The organism is Thermomonas sp., assembly GCF_019104945.1.
In the GTDB taxonomy this organism is placed as follows: Bacteria; Pseudomonadota; Gammaproteobacteria; order Xanthomonadales; family Xanthomonadaceae; genus Thermomonas.
In genome coordinates this window covers 14,589-30,002 of sequence record NZ_JAHRWW010000051.1, presented here as the reverse complement: position 1 = coordinate 30,002, position 15,414 = coordinate 14,589, and the positions used below count along the sequence as shown (strand labels likewise).

At 60.6% G+C, this 15,414-nt stretch carries 9 protein-coding genes and 2 tRNA genes; 2 read left to right on the top strand and 9 right to left on the bottom strand.

The window, feature by feature from the left end; all coding sequences use genetic code 11:
- Positions 1–53: 53 nt before the first annotated feature.
- From KUL77_RS11775 to alaS, 9 genes are all read right to left on the bottom strand, one after another.
- Entirely contained in the window at positions 54–737 is a 684-nt protein-coding gene (locus KUL77_RS11775) for a SprT family zinc-dependent metalloprotease (protein ID WP_297147409.1), read from the bottom strand.
- 4 nt (positions 738–741) lie between these two features.
- Positions 742–3,891 carry a type I restriction endonuclease subunit R gene (locus tag KUL77_RS11770; RefSeq protein WP_297147408.1) on the bottom strand — a complete coding sequence of 1,050 codons (3,150 nt, stop codon included), beginning with the start codon at positions 3,889–3,891 and terminating at the stop codon, positions 742–744.
- Complete coding sequence (locus KUL77_RS11765; RefSeq protein WP_297147406.1) at positions 3,888–5,981, bottom strand: DUF262 and DUF1524 domain-containing protein; 2,094 nt, start codon at positions 5,979–5,981, stop codon at positions 3,888–3,890. The genes KUL77_RS11770 and KUL77_RS11765 overlap by 4 nt, the downstream gene beginning before the upstream one ends.
- Entirely contained in the window at positions 5,978–7,267 is a 1,290-nt protein-coding gene (locus KUL77_RS11760; RefSeq protein WP_297147403.1) for a restriction endonuclease subunit S, read from the bottom strand. The genes KUL77_RS11765 and KUL77_RS11760 overlap by 4 nt, the downstream gene beginning before the upstream one ends.
- Positions 7,260–9,941, bottom strand: a complete 2,682-nt coding sequence (locus tag KUL77_RS11755) for an N-6 DNA methylase (protein ID WP_297147399.1) — start codon at positions 9,939–9,941, stop codon at positions 7,260–7,262. Before KUL77_RS11755 ends, KUL77_RS11760 begins: the two co-directional genes overlap by 8 nt.
- 115 nt (positions 9,942–10,056) lie before the next feature.
- Positions 10,057–10,133 (bottom strand) — tRNA-Arg (locus KUL77_RS11750).
- A gap of 90 nt (positions 10,134–10,223) precedes the next feature.
- Positions 10,224–10,316, bottom strand: a tRNA-Ser gene (locus tag KUL77_RS11745).
- A 57-nt stretch (positions 10,317–10,373) separates the two neighbouring features.
- Positions 10,374–10,568 carry a carbon storage regulator CsrA gene (gene csrA, locus KUL77_RS11740; protein ID WP_297147397.1) on the bottom strand — a complete coding sequence of 65 codons (195 nt, stop codon included), beginning with the start codon at positions 10,566–10,568 and terminating at the stop codon, positions 10,374–10,376.
- Between the two features lie 144 nt (positions 10,569–10,712).
- On the bottom strand, positions 10,713–13,352 hold the full coding sequence (gene alaS / locus KUL77_RS11735) for an alanine--tRNA ligase (RefSeq protein ID WP_297147394.1): 2,640 nt from the start codon (positions 13,350–13,352) through the stop codon (positions 10,713–10,715).
- Positions 13,353–13,651: 299 nt separating this feature from the next.
- Here alaS and rpsB point away from each other — a divergent pair, with 299 nt between their 5' ends.
- Positions 13,652–14,422 carry a 30S ribosomal protein S2 gene (gene rpsB, locus KUL77_RS11730; protein ID WP_297147391.1) on the top strand — a complete coding sequence of 257 codons (771 nt, stop codon included), beginning with the start codon at positions 13,652–13,654 and terminating at the stop codon, positions 14,420–14,422.
- A 91-nt stretch (positions 14,423–14,513) separates the two neighbouring features.
- Positions 14,514–15,395 (top strand): translation elongation factor Ts, encoded by an 882-nt coding sequence (tsf, locus tag KUL77_RS11725; protein ID WP_297147390.1) that lies wholly within the window; start codon positions 14,514–14,516, stop codon positions 15,393–15,395.
- The last annotated feature ends 19 nt before the right edge of the window (positions 15,396–15,414 follow it).

Sequence of the window (15,414 nt, the reverse complement as noted above, 5' to 3'; positions counted from 1 at the left end):
TAGTCATTCAATCAATGAACTGGTTGAGTACAAGGCTCATTCATTTGTACGAACTAAATGTCTTCCTCGAGACTCTGCCCGTGCTCGCGTAACCAAACACGTGCGCGTTCCATCGCGGGTAACTGAGCACTCACTATGTTCCAGAAGCGTGGCGTATGGTTCGCTTCGATCAAGTGCGCTAGCTCGTGCACGATCACGTAGTCGATAGCGAACATTGGCGCCTTGATCAGTCGCCAATTGAAATTGAGATTGTTACCCGGGGTGCAGGAGCCCCAACGAAAACGACTGTCGGTGATCTTGGCCTGTTCGTAGCTGATACCAAGGTTCTTTGCGTGCAGCTTCACGCGAGGCAGGATCTTCTCCTTCGCGCGCGCCATGTACCACTCGCGCAGTACCCGCTTGCGTTCGCTGGCGCGTGAGTGCGGGATCAGGAGCTTCCCATCAAAACGGACGTCTCCGTCAGGAGCGTCAACCAGCTCGATGCGGTAAACACGCCCCAAGTACAAGGCGGATTCGCCGTTGACCAATTCCTTGCCGGGTGCATGCGGCAGAGGCTGATATTTCTGCGCGTCGTTGAGTTTCTCGAACAGCCATTGTCGCTTGCTGTCTACCAGTTGCCGCACCTTCGCCTCGGGCACGCCCACAGGCGCGTGCACCACCACGGCGCGGTCGCGCTCCACCGTGATGGTGATGTTCTTACGCCTGCTCGAGCGGCGAATTTCGTAGCTCAGCACCATGGCATCACGCAGTGTGCAGAATCGTGTCGTTCTTCGCTTCGGCCAGTTCCATCACCCGGCTGATGATCGCCTCGCGCTTCCTGAGCAGGCTTGGCACCGCAGCGAACTGCGGCGAAACGACGATCTGCTGCAGCTCCGCCTTCAGCTTGTTGCGCGCCGGAATGCTCTCCCAGAACCCCGTCAGCTTCAGCTCGCGCTCCACCGCGTTGTAGATCTGCTGAGTCAGGTCTACCAGCACGGCGATGCGGTCGTCGGGCTTGCCGGCGTAATCGACGTGTTCGTCCATCGCACCTCCCAATTCATTCTGGAACAGACGGAAGAACGGCATCTGCTTCTTGCGGTGCAGCCCATAGGTCGGCTCGCTGCCGGCATCCTTGATGCGCTGGCGCAGCTTCTCCAGCTCCTCGTAGATCTTCTGCCAGTTGTCCTTGAACTCGGCGAGGATCGCCGCCAGCGCCTCGGCGAAGGATGCCTGCAGGTCCGGGTCGTCATCCAGCTCGATGTCGATGTGATGGCGGATGGCGTGTTCCACCTCGGCGGCCTTGGTCTTGTTGCGTTTGTGCTCTTTGACGTCCTTTTCGAAATCCTCGTCGAGGATGGAAATGGGCGCAATCTTGATGTCGATGCCCTTGGAAACTAGGTGCGCATCGGCAATGGCGCGCAGCTTAGGCGGAATGCCCTGCATGCTCAGACGCGCGTCGCGGAAGTGCTTGCCAGCGAGAATGTTGATCTCGTTCAGCTTCTGGTAGTCCGGTATGTAAACCAGCGCTTCCTTGGCCGGAAACAAGGTATTCAGCGCGCTTGTAAACTTCTTGAATGCCAGCATGAAGGCGAAGCGGATGTCCTCGTCGTAGAACACGTCGAAACAGGCATCGTGATCACTGAGATCGGTCAGGCCGTGCTTCTTCAGCAGCGCCATGATCTCCGCATGCGCGGCCTGCAATTCGCGCAGCTCGCGTTCGGGAAAGCTCAGGCAGCCGGTGATTTCCTTCTGCTCGCGCTCGTCGTAGTTGTCCAGCGCTTTCTTCAGGTGATGGCCCACGCCGACGTAATCGACGATGTAGCCCTTGTCCTTGGCAGCTCCGCCCACGCGGTTCACGCGCGCAATGGTTTGCAGCAGGTTGTGCGCCACCACCACCTTGTCCAAGTACATCACCTGTTCCACCGGCGCATCGAAGCCGGTCAGCAGCATGTTGTTGACTATCAGGATGCCCAGCTTGCCGTCCACACCTTCGTCGGTGGCGCCAAACCCCAGCTTGAAGCGCTTGATGCTGGTCTCGTGGCGGCGGCTGTCGCCATATTCCTTGATAAGCGGCAGGTCGTTGTGGCCAGTGGAGATGATCACGTCGGTGTCGAGCGCTTTCAGCGTGGCGATGTCCAGCCCGTTCGGGTTGCTGGCCTCAAGTTTCGTCACGGCCGCCGCCAGCGCCGCGTCGATGTGGGCCTTGTAGCGTACCGCCGCCTCGCGCGAGGTGGCCACCACCTGTGCCTTGTAGCCATTGGGAAACACATGGGTCAGGTAGTGCGCCACCATGTCGTTGGCTTTGGCCGCGATGGTGGGGTCGGCTTCCAGATAAGCTTGGCGCGAGCCGTAACCGAGGATTTCCAGCCGCTCCTCCAGCTTGTAATCGCTGAACACGTCGGCAAAGGCTTTATCCATCGCCGCCCCATCCTCCACCTCGGCGTTGTGGGTGCGGCCCTCGTACACAATCTCCAATGTCACGCCGTCCTCGATGGACTGGCGCATGGTGTATTTGTCGATGTAATCGCCGAACACGCGCTCGGTCTTGTCGATGGGCGTGCCGGTGTAGCCGATGCGCGCCGCGTTGGGGATGGCGCGGTCCAGATTCGCGCCCAGCAGCTGGTACTGCGAGCGGTGTGCCTCGTCGGTCATCACCAGGATGTGCGGGCTGGTGTTGAGCTCGGGAAAACTCGCTTCCAGCTCCGCCTCGCGGAACTTGTGGATCATCGCCATCACCAGATCGGATGAGGTCGATGCCAGCAGTTCCTTCAGCTTCTTGATGCTGTCCGCCACCTTCACCGTGAAACCGATGGCCTGACTGGTCTCGGCGAGCTGCGCTTCCAGCTGGGTGCGGTCGGTGACGAACACCACCTTCCAGTGCGCAAGCGCCGCGTGTCGATACAGCTCGCGCACCATGAACATCATGGTCAGTGATTTGCCCGAGCCCTGCGTGTGCCAGATGATGCCGCTGCGCTGGCGTGGCGTGTTGCCCTCCAGCAGCCGCTTGACCGCCAGTTTCACCGCGCGGAACTGCTGGTAGCGGCCGACGATCTTGATGGTCTGGCCGCTGTCACTGGTCGAGAACAAGGTGAAGGTGCGGATCAGGTCCAGCAGGTTCTGCCGGTCCAGCATGCCGGCCACCAGCCGTTGCTGGTCGTTGGGGCTGCCGCTGCCGTGGTCCAGCTCTTCCACGCTGCGCGGATACGGGTCGGCCCAGCGGTAGAAATATTTCTCCGTGTGGGTGGAAATGGTGCCGAACTTGGCCTGCTGGCGGCAGGTAGCGATGACGAACTGGTTGTACCAGAACAACTGCGCATGGCCTTCGCCTTTCGCGCCGCGCTGTTCGCTGTAACGCAACATCTGGTCGATGGCGCTGGCCAGCGCGTCGTTGACCTTGGGCGACTTGCACTCCACCAGCACCACCGGTAGGCCGTTCAGAAACAGCACGATGTCCGGAATGATGTGGTGCTCGGTGCCCGGCACGCGCAGCTTGAACTGGCAGACGGCGGTAAAGTCGTTGTTGTCCACCTTGCCGAAATCGACGAACTTCACCGTCGGGCTGTTCTCGCCGGTGACGCGGTTCTCGCCGACGCTGGTGCCCTCCAGCAGCAGATGCAGCAGATGCTGGTTGTTCTTCATCAGATCAGAGCCGGGGAAGCTGGCGGTCAGCTGCTTCACCACGTCGTCGATCTGGTCGTCCTGCAGCCACGGGTTGATCACCTTCAGCTGCGCACGCAAGCGCGGCTCCAGCACCACCTCGGTGAAACTGCTGCGGCCGGTGTCGGCGGGTTTTTGATCCTTATCCAGATCGAGGATGTTCCAGCCCAGGCCCGCCAGTTGGTCAAGAAAGGGTTTCTCGACGTGGTTGCGTTCGTCGAGCTTGATGTGTGGCGGCGTGGACTTGGTGCTCATGCGTTCTCGGTCTCGGTGTCTTCTTCGCCCAGCTGCCGTTCCAGCGCTTGCCGCACCAGGCTCATCACATACGGCAGGTCGGTTTCGTTGTCCAAGCCCACTTCCACACAGCCATTGCCCCAGCGGCCCAGATCGGTCACGTCCACGCACAGCTTGCGCGGGTCGTCGATGTCGGCGAACGCCATGTTCAGGGACAGCCGCAGCCGCTTGGCTTGCGGAACGACATCCACGAAATTGGTTTCCGCCTTGTAGGCCACATACAGCTTCAGGAACTCCTCATTCACGCACTCGTCCAAAGCGAGCACTTGGGTGCGAAAGTGTTCAAACAGCTCGCGCACCAGCCCGCTGGAGAGGTGCGGATGGTCGGCAATCGTGTACTCGGGTGCGCTGTCCGCCTTCTTCTCGCGATAGGTGTCCAGCACTTCGTCGGAAAGACCCGGGGATACCCAGATCCCCACGGCACGACTGGCCAATCGTGCTGCGCGTTTGATGATCTCCTGCTCGTTCCAGTCCGCACAGTTGCCCAGTCCCTCATTGAGCTTGAGCGGGCTCTGTGCGAAGCCGCCCTCCATGTCGCGCTTCTCGGCAAAAGGTCGATCACTGTATTCCGAGTTGTAGCCGGTCAGCGTGAGGTTGCCCAGGGTGTGCAGATATTGCTCCTGCACCCGCGCCCAGTCCTCCCCCAATGAATGCTGCCACGCGGCGCTCAGCTGGGTGTTCTGCGGCAGGATGTGTTCGATGGTGTAGTCCTGCACCATCACCCGCTCCTTGCGTCCGAAGTTCTCGAAGCGGCGCAGCCAGTAGCTGCGGCGATTGAACTTGTACAGGTTGCGGATCTGCAGCTGGCGGCGGAACTCGTCGTCGCCCGGGAAGCGCCGGTACGAAGGCAGCAGCATGAAAGCGGCCTTGACGCTTTCCAGATAGCGGGCCTTGTCCAGCTTGCGGCAGAAGGTGGCGAAGGTCTGGCGTTGCGAGTTGGTCGGGATGTCGCAAATGGCCCGGCGGAACACGTAGCTTTCCACCAGTTGCAGGATGTCCACGAACGCGTCCTTGCCCAGCCGGCCCTGCGCATGATCGTGGTACACCTCCATCAACATCGGGTAGCACACGTCCGCGCGCAGCTCGCGGATGTCCTGGAAGGCGCGCGCCAGCTCCGCATCCTGTTCCTTGCCCAGCGCCATGGCGCAGTAATAGCGGGCAAACTCCAGCAGCGACGCCAGCAGCGGCTCGACCTTCTGGCCCAGCGAATAGGTCTTGAATTGGTCGTACACCTCGTCCTTGCGGATGCGGTGGTTGCCGGTGTGGATGACCAGGAAGAAGCGCATGAACTCGTCGAAGTAGCGCGTGTAGTTCTCCGCGCCGAACAGCATCTCCATCGGCCGCCAACAGTCTTCGTAAAGCCGGGTCTGCTCGGCGTGCGGCAGGCCCATCAGCACGTAGTTGCGGATCAGGTCGGCCTGGGTCAGCGCCTTGCCGGTGGAGTTCATGCTCTCGAAGATCATCTGCGGGTTGTCGATGCCCTGCTGCAGGCGCACGTCCACGATCATCAGCTTCTGGATGCCCGCATAGACCACCTTGAGGTCCGCGCCCGCCAGCTTGCCGGTGAAGAACTCGAAGTTCTCGCGGATGCGGTGGGAGGCGTCCGGCGCCGGCGCCTTGTCGTCGAGCAGCGCGATCAGCGTGTCCCTGTCGGTCCTGGTCAGCAGCATCTTGTAGCGCTGCTCGCCCTTGCCGTAGCGGTTGAGCAGGAAATAGTCCTCGATCTCCGCTGCCGATACCGGCGTGTCCACCCCTTCGGCCTGCAGCCGCCGCTTGAGCGCCAGCAACAACAGCGACAAGGTGGTGATGCGCTGCTGCCCGTCGATCACCAGCCAGCGCGAAATCGCCGCGCTGGTTTCCTGCTCGGGGATGTAGACCGCCGAGCCGATGAAATGGCTGTCCAGCTCCGCATGGCTACCCACGCGCAGGATGTCGTGCCACAGCTGCTCGCAATGCGCAATTTCCCAGCTGTACGGGCGCTGGAAGATCGGGATGATGAACTGCTTGGCGCCCTGCAACAGCTGGGTGAACTGCAGATCCTGTGCCTTCATGCGATGGCTTCCTTGGACGGTTGAAGCAGTGGTGTGACGCGGACCTTGCCGGTGAGCAGGTCTTGCATCAGGGCGGTTTTGAGTGATTGCTGCTTATCGAGCTGTTGTTCAAGCAACTCTAGTTCCCTATCCATCGAATCAATCCGGCAGGCAATTTTGTGCTGTTCATCAACGCTCGGAATGGGAACAACCAACCGTGCCATGACACCGTTGTTCAAGCTTGGCATGGTGGAGCCGACCGCGTTTGTTTCAATTTGACGCTGTATCCAGTGATACCGATACAGATGAGCGAGCCACTTGGCAGCCATGTTCCTCAGCGGCACACGCAACAAGAAACAGCCAGTGCCGCACAGCCACCCAAATTCTCGTGTTCCGATTGCTGCCGCGCGACTCAAATCGCCACGCCGAGCGAACACAATGTCGTTTTCCATAACGCGATGGCGCCGCAAGTCGTGCGCTCGCGTCTCTGGAACTCTCGCAACGTTGGCCGTGGACACGCTGCCTTGCAAAATATCTTGGGGCATCACCACTGGCACGCCCGAATGGGTATATTCGTACGCGTGAAGCTGACTGCCGAATGGTCCGGTTTGTAAATAGCCTTTGGCCTCATCAAGCGCAGCACCTAACGACTTCACCTCCCACTCCACCGGAATGCGGCCGAGGGGGGAATCCTTGAAGGCGTGGGTGGCTTCGGAGCGGAGCTGGCCGTGTTCGTCGATGCCGCGGGTGAGCAGGTCCTGCATCAGGCCGGTCTTGATGCGCTGCTGCTTGGCGATCAGCGCCTCGGTCTGCGCAATCGCCCGGTCCACCGTGGACAGCACGTCCGCGACTTTGGATTGTTCGGGCAGAGTGGTATCGAGTATCTCGAACGACAGCAACCGATCGACGCTGATACCTTTTACCGTGGAGCCAATGGCCTCGTTCTCGATCTGACTGCGGATTCCGTCAAGGGACCAAACGACAAAGTCCGCATCGTAAGCCGCACCGACAAACAACGCGCGCAAGTCCTGGTTGATCGCGATTGGCATGGGGGCCGTGGCAACCCGTCCGACGCCCATTCGCATGCAAATGATCGGAGTGCCAGCCGGGATCAGGTTTGACGCACTGCTGTTCAAGCCCAGCTTGGTGATGGACTCCTGCACGGCGGAGAGGTGACGAACTCCATCCTTGAAGTCCTTTACTGTTGCCCAAGGAATCGGTCCGTTCCAGAACGATGCAACATCCCTTGCGGGAGTGCCGCCGCCCACGCTCCTTTCTACGACGTCGGCGAGCTTCACTTTAGACATAGCCGAGCCCCGCCAACATCCCCTCCAACGCCTTCAACGTCTCCGCACGAACGGCTTCCAGCTCCCGGCTCGACACCGCGTACTTGTCCCACAGGTTTTCCACGCTGGCGATCAGTGCGCGCTTCTCGGCGTTGAGGTAGCGGGTGAGTTCGGCGCGGGCCAGATCGTCGATCTTCTCCAGGATCAGCTTGCGCGCCTCGTCGTCGGTCAGTTGTCCGCCGATGGTGGCGAGCTGCGCCTCGGTGCGGGCGATGCGGGCTTGCAGCGCGTCCTTGTCGACGGTGAGCGCGGCGACCTGTTTCTGCCCTTCCTTCTTGTTCGCATCCAGCTTGGCGATGCGGGCGTCGATCTGCGCGATCTGCTCGCGCTGCTCGGCCTTGTAAGCCTCGCCGCCGCTGCGCTTGAGTTCCAGCTTTTCGGTGAGTTCGGTGCGCCTGGCCTTGTGTTTGGCCTTGGCGTCCTTGATGCGGGCTTCGATGGCCTTGATCGCCTTGTCCTGCGCCTTCAGCGCTGCGCGTTCCTTGTCGGCGCTGGCACCGGTGGCGTTATCTAGGTCGTCGATCAAGGCCTTCAGCGCTTTCTTGAGAACGGCGGCGGTGGCTTTCTCGTCGGCTTCCGGCTCCCACGCGGCCACCTCCACAGCGGCCTCCACCGCTTCATCCAGTTCGGCCTGCGCTTCGGCGATCTTCGCTTCCAGCGCGTCGATGGCGTCGGCGTCCTTCCGAAAGAACGCAGCCACCAGGTAGGCGTCGGGAATCAGGCTGTGGTGCCAGCCGCTTGCGACGATGGTCTTGATGTCGTAGCGGATCTGCTGCCACCAGTTGACGAACACGCCGGCGCTCTTGAACTCGTCCAGCACACCCAGCGGGATGAGCTTATCCTTCAGCGAGGTGATCAGCCCGCGGCGGATCTCCGGCGTCTTGCGGCCGCCGTTGCCGGCGTCCTCCAGTTCGGCAAAGTCGGTGCTGGCCTCGCCCCACCAATCGACCAGCGCACCTCGATGGCGGGCAAGCGTCTGGGTGAGTGCGGCATCGGCCTCCAGCACCTGCTTGATGGCGGGCTTGTCGGTAATGGTTTCGACAAAGATCTGGTAGCCCGCGCGTTCGCTGCGGAACAAGGTGTGTGGGGCAACGCCGAACTGGCCGAACCGCGGGCCGAGGGTGTCGATCTCCGATTGCGGAATGCCGCCGACCAGGTGCGCCTGGACGTCCTCGGGTTCCGGGTCCGGCGTGTTGTCCACGTAGCGGCGAATGTTGAGGTTGGCGTCGTGCGCATCCAGGATTTCGGTCTTTCCGACCAGCCGCGAGTACTTGGGCAGCTCCCGCTTGTGGCTGAACACGAAGTCGATCTTCTCGATGTCTTCCGGGCGCAGCTTGTTCTGCGCCTTGCCTTCGCCGTATTCCCGGTCGGCGTTGATGAAAAGGATCTTGTCGCGCAGTTCGTCCGGCTTCTGCTTGTTGCACACCAGCACGCAGGCGGGGATGCCGGTGCCGTAGAACAGGCCAGGCGGCAGGCTGATGATGGCTTCGATGCAGTCGTCGGCCAAAAACAATTCGCGGATCAGTTTTTCCTTGCCGCCACGGAACAGCACGCCGTGCGGCATCACCGTGGCCATGCGGCCGTTGGGCTTGAGGCTGGCCAGCATGTGCTGCACGAACATCAGGTCGGCTTTCTTGCCGGTTTCCGGGCACCACTCGCGGAAGCGGCTGGCGAACTTGACGTTGGCGCGGCTGTAGTTCTGCGAGAATGGCGGGTTGGCCAGCACGCGGTCGAACTGGCGGATGCGGCCGTCTTCCAGAATCTGCGGGTCTTCCAGGGTGTCGCCGTTTTCAATCGTGAAGCGGGTGATGTTGTGGAGGATCATGTTCATGTTGCAGATCGACCACACGGTGCCGTTGGAATCCTGCCCGTACAGCGCCAGGTCGTTGGCGTCCTGACCCTGTTCTTCCACGTACTGATGGGCCTGGATCAGGAAACCACCGGAACCGACCGTGGGGTCATAGATGGTCTGCCCGGCGGCGGGTTTGGTGAGCTGCACCAGCAGGCGCACCACTTCGGCGGGGGTGTAGAACTCGCCACCCTTCTTGCCGGCGCTGTCGGCGAAGTACTTGATCAGGTATTCGTAGGCCGCGCCGAGCAGGTCCGGGAACTCGAAGCGGTCGTTGACCAGTGGTCCGAAGGCGTTGAAGTGGTCGAGCAGGTCCTTCCACTTCTGGTCGGCGATCTTGGTCTTGCCTTTAACTTCATTGAAGTTGATGTTGCTTTTCAGCACACCGGCCAGCGAGTCGTTGTTGTCTTCCAGCGCGGCGATGGCCTTGTTGAGCATCGCGCCGATGTCGTGCTTGAGGTCTTTTAGCGCCGGAACGGTGTCGCCGCTCTCATCCAACCAGGTTTCATTCCAGCGTGCCCGAACCGGCACGTAGAAGGTTTCGCCAAAGCTGGTCCGGTCTTCCAGCAGCTCGGCCAGCAGTTCCGGCTGGTCGGCAAGGTGGGCGAAGTTGTGCGTGCGCAGGCGTTGGCGCTTGGCGTCGAACTCGTCAGACAGGCGCTTCAGGAACAACAGGCCGAAGATGAACTCCTTGAACTCGGAGGCATCCATCTTGCCGCGCAGGATGTCAGCCGCGCCCATCAAGAAGGATTCGAGCTGGGACAACGTGATCTTATCGGGGGTCAAAACAAGGGATCCTAAAAAGCTTCTTGCGTGGCATGAAATTAGCACAAACCACCAAGATCATACGCAAACAAAAAGAGCCAACTGGCAATAGCCGGTTGACTCTTTTGTTTTGTAATGGCGCGCCCGGAAGGATTCGAACCTCCGACCCCCAAGTTCGTAGCCTGGTGCTCTATCCAACTGAGCTACGGGCGCAATGTAGAAGCGGAATTATGTAGAAACACCGCTTGCACGTCAAGGAAAAATTTTCATTTTCGTGCATTTTTTTTCGCGTTTCGCCGCAAGTGGCGGAGACTGAGGGATTCGAACCCTCGATGGAGTTTTTGACCCCATACTCCCTTAGCAGGGGAGCCCCTTCGGCCTCTCGGGCAAGTCTCCGTGAGGCGAATCGCGAGCCGGCAAGAATACAGGCTTATTCGAGATTCGGCAAACTTTTTAAGATGATTTTTCTTCGTTCTTGTTGTCTTCACCGCTTTGGATGCGCTGATAGATCTCTTCGCGGTGCACGGCAACGTCTTTTGGCGCAGTGATACCGATGCGTACTTGATTACCTTTCACACCGAGCACGGTGACGGTGATCGCATCACCGATCATCAGGGTCTCGCCTACACGCCTAGTTAAAATGAGCATTGCAACTCCCCTGTCGCCGAAACGCGGAACGTTCCGCGCCTGACATCCGTAATAGTATTGAACAGCAGATCATAGGCGGAGAAAAACCCGCCCGCAAGCGTACCAAAGTCCGGGGTTAACGGACTTCGGTCACAGTTCATCAATTTAACCGGCTAATTTCTGCCCAACCCACGCCGCAACGCCTTGCAACGCTACCTTGAGCGCTGGAACGTCGTCACAGCCACCTTGGGCCATATCCGGGCGGCCGCCGCCCTTGCCATTAGCCTGCTTGGCGACATCACCCAGCACGTCACCCGCTTTGATCTTACCCAGCGCCGCGCCCGCCACGCCCGCCACGAGGGCCGCCTTACCATCGCTCACGCCCGCCAGCACGATCACCGCGTCGCCCAGCTGGGCTTTGAGTCGATCCATGGCATCGCGCAGCGCCTTGGCATCAAAGCCTTCCAAGCGCGCAGCCAACACCTTGATGCCTTCCACGTCTTGCGCTTGCGCGGCCAAATCACCCGCTGCACTGGAGGCCGCCTTGGCCTTGATCGCTTCCAACTCGCGCTCTAGCTTCTTTTGCTTCTCTAGCAGGGCGTGCAGTTTGTGCGCCAGTTCAGCTGGGGGCGCGCCCACGAGGTGTGCGACCTCGTGTAGGCGCTGCTCCTCTTCGGCCACAAAGTCCAGCGCCCCTTGTCCCGTTACCGCTTCAATGCGGCGCACACCTGCCGACACACCGCCTTCAGAAACAATTTTGAACAAACCAATATCGCCAGTGCGGCTGGCGTGGGTACCACCGCACAGTTCGGTGGAGGTCGGGCCAAAGCGCAGCACGCGCACTTCTTCGCCATACTTCTCGCCAAACAGCGCCATCGCGCCGAAATCCAGCGCTTCCTGCATGCCCATATGGCGCACTTCACCTGCGTGGTTAGCGCGCACTTCAGCATTGACTCGGCGTTCGACATCGGCCAACTCCGCTGCCGTCATCGGCTGGAAGTGTGAGAAGTCAAAGCGCAGGCGATCCGGCGCTACCAGCGAGCCCTTCTGCTGCACATGCGTGCCAAGCACGTTGCGCAGCGCGGCGTGCAGCAAGTGGGTGGCGCTGTGATTTAGTACGGTCGCACTGCGGCGCGCGGCGTCCACCGCGCCGCTGAGTACGTCACCTTTTTTCAGGCTACCTGCAGCAAGCCTGCCCAAATGACCGTGAAACTGACCAGCCAGCTTCAAGGTATCGTTGACATCAAACTGCACGCCGTTGGCGGATAGCACACCGGTATCGCCCACTTGGCCACCGGACTCACCGTAGAACGGGCTGCGATCCAGCAGAACGATAGCGTCATCGCCTGCCGCAATCGCCTCCACCGGCTTGCCGTCTTTCAGCAGCGCAAGCACGGTAAGACCTTCGGCGCTGAGCGCGTCATAGCCCAAGAATTGCGTGGGCGAAAGCGTAGCCACCAATTCGGCGGGCAGCTGCACGCCGCCGCCAAACTTGCCTGCAGCGCGCGCAGTTTCTTTCTGCTGCGCCATCGATACATCAAAGCCTTCCACGTCCACGCTCATGCCGCGTTCGCGCGCCATGTCCTGGGTGAGGTCAAGCGGGAACCCATAGGTGTCGTACAAGCGGAACGCATCTACACCGGGAATGATCTTGTCGACAACGCGGCTGGCCACGTCATCGAAAATCTTCATGCCGGAATCCAGCGTTTCTGCGAAGCGCTCTTCTTCCGCCTTCAGTGCTCGCTCAACGGTGGCGCGCGCGGCATGCAGTTCTGGGTAGGCTTCGCCCATCAACGCATCCAAGGTTCCCACCAGCTGATGGAAGAACGGCTGGCGCACGCCCAGCATCCAGCCGTGGCGCAGGGCGCGGCGGATGATCCGGCGCAGCACATAGCCGCGACCCTCGTTGGAGGGCAGCACGCCATCGACGATCAGGAACGAACAGGCGCGGATATGGTCGGCGATCACCCGCAGCGACTTGTTTTCCAAATCGGCTGTTTGGGCGAGTTCGGCCACCTTGCGAATTAAGGATTGGAACAGGTCGATTTCATAATTGGAATGCACCTGTTGCAAGATCGCGGTGATCCGCTCCAGACCCATGCCGGTGTCCACGCAGGGCGCTGGCAAGGGCACCAGCGTGCCGTCGGGCTGGCGGTCGAACTGCATGAACACGTTGTTCCAGATCTCGATATAGCGATCGCCGTCCTCGTCCGGCGAGCCGGGCGGGCCGCCGGCGTGTCCCGGACCGTGGTCGTAGAAGATCTCGCTGCACGGGCCACAGGGGCCGGTATCGGCCATCTGCCAGAAATTGTCGGACGCAAACGGCGCGCCCTTGTTGTCGCCGATGCGGATGATCCGCTCCGGCGGCAGGCCGATATCGTTCAACCAAATGCCGTAGGCCTCGTCGTCGGTGTGGTAGACCGTCGCCAGCAGGCGCTCCTTCGGCAGCTTCCAGACCTCGGTCAGCAGCTCCCAAGCCCAGGCGATGGCTTCTTTCTTGAAGTAATCGCCAAACGACCAGTTGCCGAGCATTTCGAAGAAGGTGTGGTGGCGCGCGGTATAGCCGACCGAATCAAGGTCATTGTGCTTACCGCCGGCGCGCAGGCAGCGCTGGACGTCAGCTGCGCGCACGTAGCTGCGCTTTTCCGCACCCAAGAACACATCTTTGAACTGCACCATGCCGGAGTTGGTGAACAGCAAGGTCGGGTCGTTGCCCGGCACCAGCGGTGCGGACGGGACGATGGTATGCCCCTTGGAGGCGAAGAAGTCGAGGAAGTCGCGGCGAATGTCGGAAGTGGTTTTCATAGCCGCCTAGTTTACAAGCGCACGCGGCTATCGCGTAGCGTTACACCGCATGATTTGCTCACAGCAGGCATTTGCCCCATAATTAGCGGGTTATACCGCCACGACGTGCGGCGAGGCCCTCTCGAAACCGTCGAATCCACACCTGTCGGCAATCCCTGTTCCGGGGTGCCCGCGTAAGCGGGTTCGGACGCAGTGACGACAGGGAGGCCCAACCCCGGAATCCAGCGCTAATCCTTCTAGGATGCGGCGCAGCGCCTTCATTCCCTTGGCGTGGGTTCCTTACATTTAGGAGTTTTACCATGCCCCAAATCACCATGCGTCAGATGCTGGAAGCCGGCGTTCACTTCGGCCACCAGACCCGCTACTGGAACCCCAAAATGGCCCCGTACCTGTTCGGTGCGCGCGGCAAGATCCACATCATCAACCTTGAAAAGACCGTCCCGCTGTTCAACGACGCGATGAACTTCATCAGCGGCGTTGCGCAAAAGCGCGGCACCATCCTGTTCCTGGGCACCAAGCGCAGCGCGCGTGAAGCCATCAAGGAAGAAGCCGAGCGTTGCGGCCAGCCCTTCATGAACCAGCGTTGGCTGGGCGGCACCCTGACCAACTTCGCCACCGTGAAGAAGTCGGTTGCCCGTTTGAAGGAACTGGAGGCCGCTGAAACCGATGGCACCTTCCAGAAGCTGGTCAAGCACGAAGTGATGGGCCTGCGCCGCGAACGCGACAAGCTGGAAGCCAGCCTCGGCGGCATCAAGGAAATGAACCGTCTGCCCGACGCCATCTTCGTGATCGATATCGGCCATGAAGACATCGCCATCAAGGAAGCCAAGAAGCTCGGCATCCCGGTGATCGCGGTGGTGGACAGCAACTACGACCCCAACCTGGTGGACTACGCCATCCCGGGCAACGACGACGCCATCCGTGCTGTGCAGCTGTACGCCCGCGCTGCCGCTGACGCCGTGCTGGAAGGCAAGGCCGCTGCGCCGAACGCCGCCAACGTGCGCGAAGAAGACTTCGCCGCCGCTGTTGAAGGCGAAGAAGCCGCCAAGCACGGCAAGAAAGGCGAGTAATCGCTCTTCCGCAACCGCACCACGCGGCTGCGCTTAAATTTCCCCTCTCCGCACGGAGAGGGGCTTAAGTATTTAATTTTGAGGTAACCCCATGGCTGAAATTACCGCTTCCCTCGTGAAGGAACTGCGCGAGCGCACTGGCGCCGGCATGATGGAGTGCAAGAAGGCACTCACTGAAACCAATGGCGATATCGACGCTGCAGCAGAAGCCCTGCGCAAGTCGGGCGCCGCCAAGGCCGACAAAAAGGCCGACCGCGTGGCCGCTGAAGGCCGCGTGGGCGTGGCCCAAAACGGCGGCAAGGCCGTACTGGTTGAAATCAACTCTGAAACCGACTTCGTGGCCAACGATGTTAACTTCAAGTCCTTCGTGGACGCGGTTGCTGCGGCTGCGCTGGCTTCCGGCGCTGCCGACGTTGAAGCACTGAAGGCCGCCAAGCTCGCCTCCGGCGAAACTGTGGAAGAAGCCCGTGCCACCGCCGTGCAGAAGCTGGGTGAAAACATCCAGATTCGCCGTTTGGTGAAGCTGGACACCGCCAACAACGTGGGCACCTATGTGCACACCAATGGCAAGATCGGTGTACTGGTGGAACTGGCTGGCGGTAGCGAAGAGCTGGCCCGTGGCCTTGCCATGCACGTGGCCGCAATGAACCCGCCGCACAACAAGGCCGCTGACGTTCCGGCCGAGTTCGTGGCCAAGGAAAAAGAAATCGAGCTGGCCAAGATGAGCGAAAAGGACAAGGCCAAGCCGGCCGAAATCCTCGAAAAAATCATCAGCGGCAAGATCAACAAGATCATCAGCGAAGTCACCCTGTACGGCCAGAGCTACGTGCTGGACGGCGACAAGACCGTGGAAGCCGTGGTCAAGGCCGCCGGTGCCGACGTGGTTGGCTTCCAGCGTCTGGTGGTAGGCGAAGGCATCGAAAAGGTGCAAGAAGACTACCTAGCCGAAGTCGCCAAGGCGATGCAGGTTTAATTCCTCGCTGCATCCGTTT